Source organism: Shewanella violacea DSS12 (assembly GCF_000091325.1).
GTDB classification, from domain to species: Bacteria; Pseudomonadota; Gammaproteobacteria; order Enterobacterales; family Shewanellaceae; genus Shewanella; species Shewanella violacea.
The window spans coordinates 4,165,154-4,177,508 of record NC_014012.1 but is presented as its reverse complement, the minus strand read 5'-3'; the positions used below and the strand labels follow the sequence as shown (position 1 = coordinate 4,177,508).

The 12,355-nt window shown below is 46.4% G+C and carries 8 protein-coding genes; 1 reads left to right on the top strand and 7 read right to left on the bottom strand.

The features are described 5' to 3' along the window. Positions 1 to 11: 11 nt before the first annotated feature. The 7 genes from SVI_RS17385 to SVI_RS17355 form a co-directional block, all read right to left on the bottom strand. Entirely contained in the window at positions 12 to 1,352 is a 1,341-nt protein-coding gene (locus SVI_RS17385; RefSeq protein WP_083779945.1) for an alkaline phosphatase, read from the bottom strand. Between the two features lie 160 nt (positions 1,353 to 1,512). Further along, positions 1,513 to 2,466 carry a glutathione synthase gene (gene gshB / locus SVI_RS17380; protein WP_013052951.1) on the bottom strand — a complete coding sequence of 318 codons (954 nt, stop codon included), beginning with the start codon at positions 2,464 to 2,466 and terminating at the stop codon, positions 1,513 to 1,515. Positions 2,467 to 2,619: 153 nt separating this feature from the next. Beyond that, on the bottom strand, positions 2,620 to 3,348 hold the full coding sequence (gene rsmE, locus SVI_RS17375; RefSeq protein ID WP_013052950.1) for a 16S rRNA (uracil(1498)-N(3))-methyltransferase: 729 nt from the start codon (positions 3,346 to 3,348) through the stop codon (positions 2,620 to 2,622). A 7-nt stretch (positions 3,349 to 3,355) separates the two neighbouring features. After that, positions 3,356 to 4,075: an endonuclease gene (locus SVI_RS17370; RefSeq protein WP_041420453.1), complete on the bottom strand. Its 720-nt coding sequence runs from the start codon at positions 4,073 to 4,075 to the stop codon at positions 3,356 to 3,358. A 156-nt stretch (positions 4,076 to 4,231) separates the two neighbouring features. Continuing rightward, the gene (locus tag SVI_RS17365; RefSeq protein ID WP_013052948.1) at positions 4,232 to 4,780 is read right to left on the bottom strand and encodes a SprT family zinc-dependent metalloprotease; all 549 of its coding nucleotides are present in this window, start codon (positions 4,778 to 4,780) and stop codon (positions 4,232 to 4,234) included. A 140-nt stretch (positions 4,781 to 4,920) separates the two neighbouring features. After that, positions 4,921 to 6,093: a hypothetical protein gene (locus tag SVI_RS17360; RefSeq protein WP_013052947.1), complete on the bottom strand. Its 1,173-nt coding sequence runs from the start codon at positions 6,091 to 6,093 to the stop codon at positions 4,921 to 4,923. Positions 6,094 to 6,459: 366 nt separating this feature from the next. Continuing rightward, the gene (locus SVI_RS17355; RefSeq protein WP_013052946.1) at positions 6,460 to 7,371 is read right to left on the bottom strand and encodes a LysR family transcriptional regulator; all 912 of its coding nucleotides are present in this window, start codon (positions 7,369 to 7,371) and stop codon (positions 6,460 to 6,462) included. A 120-nt stretch (positions 7,372 to 7,491) separates the two neighbouring features. Between SVI_RS17355 and SVI_RS17350 the strand changes: the two genes are divergently transcribed. After that, positions 7,492 to 12,048: an ATP-binding protein gene (locus SVI_RS17350; RefSeq protein ID WP_013052945.1), complete on the top strand. Its 4,557-nt coding sequence runs from the start codon at positions 7,492 to 7,494 to the stop codon at positions 12,046 to 12,048. Positions 12,049 to 12,355 lie beyond the last annotated feature (307 nt).

Sequence of the window (12,355 nt, the reverse complement as noted above, 5' to 3'; positions counted from 1 at the left end):
TGTGTTTGTGGTTATTTATTTGACTGAGACTTGGACTTAGCTTTAGGCAGTAAGCTGATGAGTTTATTCGCGATATCTGTGTTGTCCTGATAACCTGCAAATAGGCTAGCTGCGGGACCCGTTGCGAATACTTGTACGTCGACGCCTGTGTGTCCGCCTGTAGTCCAGCCTGTGTTTGAGCGGCTATCTATGAGGTGCTTTATGCTTGTGGTCATCACCTCTTTACCTTGCATACGTGCTCGCGCTAATTGAGACGCTTCATCTTCATTCGGCTCGAAGCCTAAATTTAAGCTGACTCGTGCTAACCAGTCATCATGAATGAGGGCATCGTTTGCGATAAAATCCGGGCTGGCTTGTACACCCCTGATGATACTGGTATTCCAGCTATACTCGCCGTTGGCACCTATGCTTAAGCCACCGGTATTGTGATCTGCCGTTACTAGCATGAGCGTATTGTCATTGTTCCTGATGTATTGCTCTACGACTTCTATTGCATTAGCGAATTCTTCCATCTCGCCCATTGCCGTCACAATATCATTATTGTGTCCGGCCCAGTCGATCAAACTGCCCTCGATTAGCAGCACGAAGCCTTTGTCATGTTGAGATAAGAGTTCTAAGGCCTTAGCCGTCATCTTGCTTAGCTTGTTCTTGTCATTATCATCGATTGCCCATGGCAGTTGCACATTGGCAAACAGGCCAATGACCTTACCTTGTTTGATAGAATCCAGCTGGTTAAAGTCCGACAGGTATTGATATCCCTTAGCCTGGAATTTTTCTATCAGACTGACAGGGAAATACTTTTTGCCACCGCCCAACATCACATCGGTATCAGTTGTAAGGTAGCTTTTAGCTAACGCATCATAATTGCTACGGCTTTCATTGTGGCTGAGAAATGCGGCCGGAGTAGCATGGTTAATCTGTGATGTCACCGCCACTCCAGTAGCGAGTCCTAGAGCCTTAGCTTTTTCCATTATGGTAGGAATCGTCTGCTTATTGATATCGACAGAGATAGCCCCATTATAGGATTTAACCCCAGTGGCTAGTGCCGTTGCCGCGGCTGCCGAATCTGTGACATAACCACTCACTCTAGCTGGGTATGTACTCGAGGTTCCCACTAGCAAGCGGTCGAATACCGTCTGCTCTATCTCTTGTGTATCTGGGTTGTCTTTATAGTATCGATAGGCGCTGGTATAGGCGGGGCCCATACCGTCACCTATCATGATCACTATATTCTTAGGGACACTCGGTGCGTCACCTAACATCGTCTGCGCCGGAGTCATAGCTTGAGCAGCGACGCTCATGGTGCCGACTAGTGCCGCACCAGCCAATATACATAGTTTAAATATTGTCATTTTTTGCGTCGCGCCCATTGCTAATATCCTAGCTTGTTTTAACTCGTGCTTAGATTGGATTAATTAGCACATAAGTAATGTCTATATCACTTATGTGCTTAAGTCTGTGCTTCGATTGCGTCCATTAGCATACTTGTAATGTCCACATCACATAAAAGGCTTAAATCTTCGCTTTAAGCCTTGCTTCGATTGCGTCCATTAGCATACCTGTAATGTCCACATCATAAGCTGCTTCAATCTCTTTGATGCATGTCGGGCTAGTGACGTTGATTTCGGTAAGCTTATCGCCAATCACATCCAGGCCGACGAAGATAAGCCCACGTTTCTTCAGTTCAGGACCTATGCTGCGTGCAATGTGCCAATCACTTTCAGACAGAGGCTGGGCTACACCACGACCGCCAGCGGCTAAGTTGCCTCGTGTCTCGCCTTTTTGTGGGATACGAGCCAAGGAATAGGGCACTGGCTCACCATCGATGACCAAGATACGTTTATCACCTGAGGTGATGTCAGGAATAAAGGCTTGGATCATGGCATATTGCTGGCCGTAATTAGTTAGCGTTTCAATGATCACGCCTAAGTTTGGATCATCTTTCTTGACTCTGAAGATGGAGCTACCGCCCATGCCATCGAGTGGCTTGAGTATGATATCGCCTTTTTCCTGATAGAAGTTACGGATACGGGTCTCGTCTCTGGTCACAATCGTTTCCGGGGTAAACTCGGAGAACCAGGCGGTGAATAGTTTCTCATTGGCGTCACGCAGGCTCTGAGGCTTATTGACGATCAGTACGCCTTCCTCTTCGGCTCGCTCGAGCATGTAGGTTGCGTAGATAAACTCGGTATCGAATGGTGGGTCTTTGCGCATCAAGACAACATCAAGATCTGACATAGGCGTATCGATAGCTTCGCCTAATTCAAACCAGTTGTCAGGATCTTGTTTGACGCTTAAGGCGCGCATATTGGCCATAGCCTTACCATTAACCATGGCAAGATCTCGCATCTCCATATAGAAGAGCTGATATCCACGACTCTGAGCCGCGAGTAACATAGCGAAACTAGAGTCTTTCTTGATGTTAATGTCGCTGATGGGGTCCATCACTATGCCGAGCTTGATCATCTATTCGCTTCCTTATTTCCATCATATGTCGATGGACCAATTGAATTCTGTAATGTGCTTTTGTAAGAGGTTTAGCTGCTAATATTTTGCGCTCTTACACAATTTATTTGCTAAAGCCTAGAACTTGCTAGCATCCAGGCCTAGAACTAGAACCTATAAATCACCAAATTTGAGTTGCAGTGCGCTGATAGCCGTCAGCGCCGCGGTTTCTGTTCTAAGTACTCTAGGCCCCAATAAGATATCGGTAAATTTATCTTGCTCAGTCTTGAGTATCTCAGTTTCTGAGAGCCCGCCTTCCGGTCCTATTAAGAGTCTGACCTTGGGGACGTCGAGAGACAAGCCTTGGATACCATGAGATGCCCTAGGGTGCAGATTTAATTTAAGTGAATCTGTCTGTTCACCACACCAAGCTTCTAATGACATGGCTGGCCTGATTTCTGGAACCCGACTGCGGCCTGATTGCTCACAAGCGCCAATGACTATCTTCTGCCACTGGTGTATTTTTTTCTCTAATCTCTCGCCGGAGAGTTTGACACCACAACGCTCTGAAAACAGAGGTGTGATGGTATTGACGCCCAACTCTACAGATTTTTGAATGGTAAAGTCCATACGATCGCCACGGGAGATCACCTGTCCCAGATGAATATGTAGCGGCGACTCACTGGAGTTAATACTGGAAGATAGGATCTTAACAGAGACATTCTTCTTACTGGCAGAAATGATCTCAGCCAAATAGTCATGCTCGCTACCATTGAACAGGCTAATTTGTTCGCCCTGGCTCATTCGCAGCACTCTACCTATGTGCGATGCCGCCTCATCATGGAGTGCTAAGGTGTCACCGACTGCCAAAGGTGAGTCTTGGTATATTCTCGGGATTCTCATCTATTTTTTACTCCGCAATCTGGGTATTTACAGCAAGTGAGTCACAGGCTTGTTTAACAAAAGGGTTATGGTTTCCCTGAGTTCGAGCGATGGCTTGGTCTCTCTTGCATTCGATAGTATCAACTGGATAAGTTTTATCCCATGCTTTGAACAGTTTTAATTGGCTCTTGGCGATTTTTAAACCATAGGCGGCTTGCATGTAGAGATAGGTGCGGGCAATGCGTCCTCGAGTGTAGCTCGGAGGCTCAACCTTACGAGATTTAAAATCGACCACCATGGCGCATTGACCGTATTGCTCTGGCTTAGCGTTCCATTGGCTGAAGCGATAATTGCTCCGGTCGCCGTTAACCTCGCCAACGGCGGGCACCATATTATGCAGATCAGCCTCCATGATTCTAAATATAGGATCATTTTTAGTGCAATTTTTTCGTCCCCCCTCATGCCAACATTGTCGCTGGTGGCCCAATGCCCAGGCTGGGACTATATGTTCCCACTCGATGCGCTCGGCCCGTTTCTCTTGCTTTCTTGCCTGGTAGCCACAGCTTTCCAGATCCGGCCCCCACTTTTTCCCTTGGATTTTGATATCACAGCCACAATAGAAACTAGTGCTTGGCAGCTCATTGCTATAGAGCTTTTTTGCCAGTCGTTTAGCCTGGCTAAAGCTGGTAGGGTGAGAAGGTGATGCGAACGAAGGCGATGATAAGAGTAGACTTAGCACTAAACCCATAAAGGCAGCGCTGAGTGTCGAAAAAAATTTCAATGGTGTTCCCTAAAACAGGGCTAGCATGCCCAAAGACGATAGGCAGAACTAGTGTCTGCTCTTTTGCGGGATTTTACGGGATGAAGGGTAATAGAAGCAAGAGCTTGGTTGAAGTAAGATCAGTTAAGCTCTTTTCAGCTCCTGTTTGCAGCGTCTGCAACGATACTTGGTTTCACCTCTGACTATCTTATTGTGACGGCGAATGCTTAGAGGAACACTGCCACAACTGCATAAATAATCGAAGGTTTTACCTGCCACAGATTGAGTGTTTAGAGTATGAGTCGTGGCTGGCTCTAGTTGATAAATCTTAATCATTAAGGCTTGCCACTCCCTGCCATGGGGTTTGACCTTGCCATATAATTGATAAGCCAGCAGGTGACAGATTTCGTGGGGGATAACTTGGTCTATGTAGGCCTGATGGTTTTCTGCCAGTAAAGTGGCATTGAACCTGAGTAAATTGAGTTGCAGGTGAGCCGTGCCCGCACTCTTACCCTTGAGTTTAAAGTTGATTTCTGGCCGTGAAAAAGTCCTGTCCAGGCTGGCCTCTGCTTGTCGATAACAGTCTAATACCTGTTGAGCTACCTGCTGGTGGCGTTCATCCTCAAATTCATATTTGGCTTGCTCAGCCGAGCAGACTTGAGTTGTTTTTTTCGATCCGAATAAGTTAAACATGCAGCCCTGATTTACAACTATAGTGCTAAAAATGAATGCCAGAGCTGGGATTATACAGTAGTTAATACCATTGCGAGTTGGATAATGACACTAGTCAATTGATCATTGATTAGTGTCATTTACTCGCTAGGAATAAGAGGCTATAAGCTCTTGGCTCCTGCTATGACCATGGCTTTGATCTGCTCGACTATATCGGTTTCTGTTTTAGCATCGAAACCTTTCACTCTCGGGGTATGGATATGACCGACAGGGATCTTACTGTTAAATTGCTGCTGCAATAAGACTGCTCGGTATGAGATCTCATTCGATAGGTAACCACCGCCAGAGCCTTCAACTGAGGTGGCTGCTTGCAACTCAGATAAGGAGGAGGCGTTAAATTTGCCTTTCCCTTGAGTGGTGACACCATGGTTATCGTTTACCTTCCATTTAGCCGAATCTCCCTGCACTGATTGCATGGCTTTAACCGGGAGAGAAAACTCTACAAACTCGGGGCCGTTAAGTGTCTTACCATTAAACATAGGTGCGATTGGATTTTCATGGTTGGCGCCAGTGAGTATATTTAGGTTATCCGGTGCTGTTGCGCTGCGATTACGCCCAGGGAAGCGTTCGAGATCGAACTCGTCGCGACCCATGCTGACTGTGATAATCATATCCAGGCTATTTTCACGGTAATAAGGAGTGAGCAGGGATTCGATTATACCTAGATCGAAGTCGGCGAAGCGTACTGGGATCATAACCGTCTGTATTTGTGCTTGCTTGCCATTAACCGAGAATTGATAGCCATCCAGTGCCAATGCCGCTAAACCTGAAGGATTACTCTGATCGATATTACGGTCGAGGAAGAAAGGGTCGAATCCAGTCAGCAAGATTTTGACCTGGGTATCGGCCTCAAAGCTTATATTGCTGAAGCCTCTGGAAGACTTTTCGATAGCACTTAGGTTTATATCTCTTTGCCAGGGAGCAATTTTGAACGAAGGCGCTTGCTGCTTAAGCAAGGTTTTCATGGCCAAACGCCCCCAGTACAGAGGACGGTCATCCTGGCCTCCTGATTGTACATCCCTGACAGCCTGCTGCCAGAGTCGCTCTCCCTGTCTGGCAACCATCTGAGTCATTTTCAACTCATGGGTTTGCTCACTGTACTGTTCGCCTAAGCTATTGATCAAGGCTTGATAGCGTCCGACAACTTTGGGTATGGCTTGGACTGCGGTGGGGATGCGAGCCTCTTCTATATCCAGATTAGCCATAGTTGCTGTGCTGAACATTGCACCGGTGAAAAGTCCCGCAACTGCAATTGCTAAACTGGATTTCGTCATGGCTTGCTCCTGATATTTTCTGCTGTTATAGCTAATGATTTCTAGGGGGATTGATTTTGTTCTTGATGATTATGGAACAATTTAGTGGGTTATCAATTTGAATTGATTATGGTCTTATATAAGTATGCATGACAAGTGAGTGCAAATAAAGCATCTGGTTTGTTGCGTTTTTGGTGAGGTGTGGCAGCTTAAAGTCATCTGGGAGAAGTTTTAAGCTGTAAGTAGATTCAATTTTTTCAAGTTTTACTGCCGTTCTAAACTTGTATCAGGAGTTAGCTGCTTACTCGATTATTTGTGTTCCATTAGCTTTTACTTAGCGCTTTCTCCGCTCAGCCTCTGGCTTATAACTTAGAGCTTACTTTAAACCTACATCATCAATGATTGCAGTGATTCCTGGCTGCTGAAACGTTTGGTGAAGAAATCTAAGAATACACTGATGTTAGTGGCTAGCTGCCTTCTGCTCGAGTAGACACCATAGACTTTAAATGCCTCGATGGGCCATTCTTGAAGAATGGGTACTAGGGAGCCGCTGGCTAGCTCATTTTTGCATACCGAGTTAGATAACATGGCAATACCAAAATCATCCAGAGATAGCTTTTTCACCATCACGGCGCTGTTGACCCTGACCTTACGTTTGAAGCTGACCATGGTTTTTCTATTACCTTTCCCCAGGGGCCAGATGGGTGCTGAGCGTGAGGTACCCAATAAAATGCCATTATGATTGGCTAATTCTTGTGGTGTGGCCGGCGTGCCATTGGCCTTCAGGTAACCTGGGCTGGCGACTAAGATAGGTTGACGTTCAAACAGCAGACGGGCGACTAGGTCTGAGGATTGCAATGGCCCATATTTGATGGCGATATCATAGCCTTCACCGACCAGACCCACTTCACTGTCGGTAAACTGCACATCCAGTTCTACATTAGGATAGAGACGCATAAAGCTGCTACATAGATTGGCGATAAGTTCTTGGCTAAATGAGACAGGGATAGCTATGCGCAGGGAGCCGGAAACATGGTTATTGGTGTTCTCTATGGTGGCTTTAGCTGCCTCTATTTCGTCACGAATGCTGATGCAATGCTGATAGAAGAGCGCACCAACCTGAGTGAGACTCAAGTTTCGAGTATCTCGCTGCAGTAGACGTACGTCCAGTTGCTCCTCTAACTGAGCAACTTTACGACTTATGGTTGATTTTGGGATGCCTGTTTCGCGGGCTGCTTGAGAGAAGCCTTTGGCTCTAACAACCGCTGCGAACAGCATCATACCGTTAAGATCTGGCATGTTTTTATCACTGTCTCAAATATGGAACAAAGTGTCTATCCTAGTTTAATGGTATTTGACACCTTAACAAAGTTATATTTACGGGCTAAAAATTTTAGAGGCTAAGCAGAGGATCAATAGATGACCAGCAAAAATCAGCCCACAAACAAGACTCAGGCTCAATCTGCCGACCCGCTTTTCCTGAAAGCAGAACATCTGGCAAAAGACTTTTCGCTGTTTCCTGAACACAGCAAACAGAGCCTAGCTGAAGAGATCAAGGGTCTCTTGGGTGAAGATACAATTCAGTCTAACTTGAAAGAGTTGGAACTTCTCGATGTCGATGGTTACGTCGCGAAGGTGATACAACCTACATTAGATAAAAACCGTGCAGGTGCTAAGCGTGTGATTGCCGATCTTAAAGGCAAGCTTATTACTGAAATCCACCAAGGGCCTTTTTACAGTGCCGAGATCGAATTGAACTTCGGTACTCGCACTCGCCGTATTGGTTTTATTGCACAAGAACGTACCACTAATAACGGTGCTTGGATGCCTGAGCATCACTTGGCGGCATGTAAGGCCATTCGCAAGTTCGCAGAACTGGCTATGCCTATCATCTATCTTATCGACACCCCAGGTGCCGATGCAGGTGAAGTGGCCAACAGCCAGAACCAGGCTCACAGCATCTCTAAGGCGATTGCCGAGAGTGCTAATGTCGATGTGCCCACCGTAGGTATCGTTATTGGTGCCGGTTATTCAGGTGGTGCTATTCCACTTGCAGCGGCTAACATCTTATTGTCACTACGTGATGGCATCTTCAACACCATTCAACCTCAGGGCTTGCAGAGCATAGCCCGTAAGTACAACCTGTCATGGCAGGAGTGTGCTAAATCGGTAGGTGTTGCACCTGAAGAGCTATATACCTCGGGCTGTATCGACGGCATTATCGATTTCTCTCCGACGGATAAAGATGAGCGTCAGCATAACCTTCGCCGCGCTATCATCAGCAGTGTCGAAGCCGTTGAAAATGCCGCCGTGCAGTTTGTGCGAGAATCGAAAGACTTGCGTGAGCACTATGATCGCAGTCTGGCTCGTTTCTTGAACCCATCGAAGAGCCTAGAGGCGCTGGAGCACCACGCCGAGCTGTCGGTTGCTTTCAACCCGACCATGCACCTTAACTTGTTTGGTAGTTCATACCGTTACCTGCGTTATCTAACCCTGCGTAATCGTATTCAGTCTATCTCTCAAGATCAGTACGGTCGCCTGTCTAAGGTGAGCGTGCCTGAAGGTGACTTGCTTGCGCGTATTCAGCAAGAGCAAGACCGCGTATTCCAGTCTTGGCTATCAAGTCCGGATAAGCTGGTTTATGACGAAGAGCTAAACAAGCTTTGGGGTAATTTCACCGCTAAGCGTGATGAAGCCTCTACCGAACGCAACATGTTGACTCGTTTACTCTTGGGTGAGCCAAAAGAGAACTATAAGAAGGCCCGTAAGGCGCTTATTTTCAATATCAGTTGGTCTCTGTTTCACCGTTGGAAAGGCAATGCCGAGAACAACTTCAAAGGCCTGATCCAGTATCTGGAGACTCTTCCATCTGAAGTGACTCAGGCTGACTGGCCAGAGCTTAACAAGCTAACAGTACTGGATGTGGTTGTTCATGACGAATTACGTGAAGACTTCATCTGGCAGTGTCATAATATTCTTGTCTTCAACGCGCTTTATGACAATGTCGTTGGCAACTTAGCCTCTATCGCTAAAGAAGCCATGATGTCTAAGAGCTTGTCACGTGCATCGGTTGATAACTTACTACACAGTTCAATCGACCGTGCCTTATCGACTCAAGATGTCACCAACGATAAGAGTAAGTTCTACAAGTGGCTCAAGTATTTCATGAATCAGTCTAACCGTGCTGAACTCCTGACTAAGACTGAGCAGTGGAAGAGCGTAGGTTTCCCTCAGTTGAACGATAGCTTGTTCGTTATCTTGACTTACTTCTTCGAGCGTCTACTACCTGAATACTTCGCTAGTGAAGAAGAAAACAGTGAATATACTGGTGCAATCAATCCAGTACGTATCGGTCGTCGTAAAGATTTCTGGAACCGTCTCACCATGGGTTATCAGGATCTCTTGATCCAGAAGGTCCTTCGCGATCAGAAGCGTACAGGTAAGATGGGCTGGGAAAGTATTATCGGTAAGTTCTTCACCGATTTTGACGAGATCAATGGCGACAAGATGTCAGCTAACTTGCTTAACTTCCCCGGTTTCCGTCTCTCTATCGAAGATGCACTGGATAAAGGTATTCGTCCCTGTGGTCTTATCACAGGTTTGGCGGATTTTGAGCGTAATGGTCAACAGATGCGTGTTGGTGTTGCGGTCTCAAACACAGCTTTCCAGGCGGGCGCCTTCGATATGGCCAGCGCTGAGAAGTTCAGTGCGCTATTGATCGAGTGTGCTAAGCGTAAACTTCCTGTTATTTGTTTCATCAGCTCAGGTGGTATGCAGACCAAAGAAGGTGCTGCTGCACTCTTCTCCATGGCCGTGGTTAACGATCGTATCACACGTTTTATTCGTGATAACGAGCTGCCAGTGCTTATGTTCGGTTTTGGTGACTGTACCGGTGGTGCACAGGCGAGTTTAGTGACTCATCCATTAGTGCAAACATATTACCTATCGGGTACTAATATGCCGTTTGCGGGTCAGATGGTTGTTCCTGCTTACTTGCCTTCTACTTCGACTCTGTCGAACTACTTGTCGAGAGTACCTGGTGCGATGAATGCCTTGGTGACTCATCCGTTCAGCAATACTATCGATGACCAGTTAGCCAGTATCGATCCTCTAATGCCTAAGCCTACGGCTCAGATTGAAGATGTGATTGCTAATGCTCTGTCAACTTTAGTTCCAGAGATGATGTCTGCCGATGAAGAGATAGTTCAGGACGATCCTCGTGAACTAATGAAGCCTATCAAGAAGGTATTGATTCATGCTCGTGGTTGTACCGCAGTTAAGCTAATTCGTAAGGCCCATGATAACGGTATCGATGTTGTTTTAGTGGCATCGGATCCGGATATGACTTCAGTGCCGGCCGATATGCTTAAGGGTAATGATAAACTGGTCTGTATCGGTGGTAACACCTCAGATGAGAGTTATCTCAACGCATATTCAGTGCTTAAAGTTGCCGAGTATGAAAATGTCGATGCCTTGCACCCAGGTATTGGTTTCCTCTCTGAAAGCCCTCAATTTGCCGCGCTTTGTGTTAATAACGGCGTTAACTTCGTTGGACCTAGCGTTCACAGCATGACGACCATGGGTAACAAGTCTAATGCGATTAAGACGTCTCAGGACAATGGTGTTCCCGTTGTACCTGGTAGTCACGGTATCTTAAGCAATGCGGAGCAGGCGGTAAACGTTGCTAATGAAATCGGCTATCCAGTGCTGCTTAAAGCGGTACAAGGTGGTGGCGGTAAAGGTATTCAGGTCGTTGAGCGTCAAGGGGACATGATCAGCCTGTTCCAACAGACTGCTACCGAAGCCGCTGCGGCGTTTGGTAATGGTGACCTTTATCTGGAGAAGTATGTCACTTCACTGCGTCACATCGAAGTACAGCTTCTGCGTGATAAGTTTGGTAATACTAAGGTATTGGGTATCCGTGACTGTTCAGTTCAGCGTAATAACCAGAAGGTTGTCGAAGAGTCTGGTTCGACCATGCTGCCACCTGAACTGAAAGAGAAGGTACTTCAATATACTCTCGATCTAGGTAATGCGACGGATTACATGGGCGCAGGTACGGTCGAATTTATCTATAACTTAGATACTAACGAAGTCTACTTCATGGAGATGAATACGCGTCTGCAGGTTGAGCATCCAGTTACCGAGGCGACATCGGGTATCGATATCGTTAGTGCAGGTTTTGATATCGCTGCGGGTCGTTCGATTGAAGCTCTGGAGCCACAAAGCAAGGGTTACGCTATCGAAGTTCGTGTGACAGCCGAGAAGGCTGCACTGGATAGCAATGGTGTGCTTCAACTGTTACCGCATCCAGGTATGATCACCGAATATGCCATGCCAGAGCGTGATGACATAGAGATCATCTCTATCGCAGAGGCGGGTAAAGAGGTTTCACCTTACTATGACAGCTTGATCGCACAGATAATCTGCCGTGGTGAGAGTCGTGAAGATGTGATTAATAAGCTGCACGATTACCTCGCCGACCATGTGGTCATTAAGGGGATTGCGACTAACATTCCGCTACTGACTCGTATCTTGAAAGATGGCACCTTCAACGAAGGTGTATACGACACTAACTACTTGCCTCGTCTGATGGCCGAGTTAGATGTACCTGAATTGATTGCCGAGATGGAAGCCGCTGCGGAAACTGTCGGCGTCGATACTGCTTCACTGCGCGTCGGTGAGAGTAACGAGCTGAAAGTGATGGCACAAGGGGCTGGTATCTTCTACACCTCTCCAGCACCTGGTGAAGCCGACTTCGTTAAAGAAGGCGATATAGTTACTACGGATCAGACTTTAGCGCTTACAGAAGCTATGAAGATGTTCTCGCAGCTAACTTTGGCTGGTTATAATCGTCAGGATGCGGTTCTGTATCCTGAAGATAAGAAATATCGCATCGAGCGAATTCTTAACAGCAACGGTCAGCAAGTCTCTCAAAGTGATCTACTGTTCGTGGTATCACCTGTAGACAGCTAATTCTTTATCGCGCACTGCAATGCATGCGCTTTAGTCAGAGTTAACGTCATAATCCCCATCACATTCGATGGGGATTTTTTTTGCTTATTTTATTTATTTTCCCTTCAGCTTGTTTACTCGGGCCTTGATAAGACTCTTCTAGATTAATACCAGTTGTTATAAGAGCCCATGCTATATGGCTAATTGGGACTGGTTACCAAGCCAAGATTCAAACCTCATATGTTCAAAATTCAAATTTTCAATAACTTAAGACTATTTATAACTAGCACATTGCTGATTTGTCGATAACTGTTCTATTTTTAAAGGG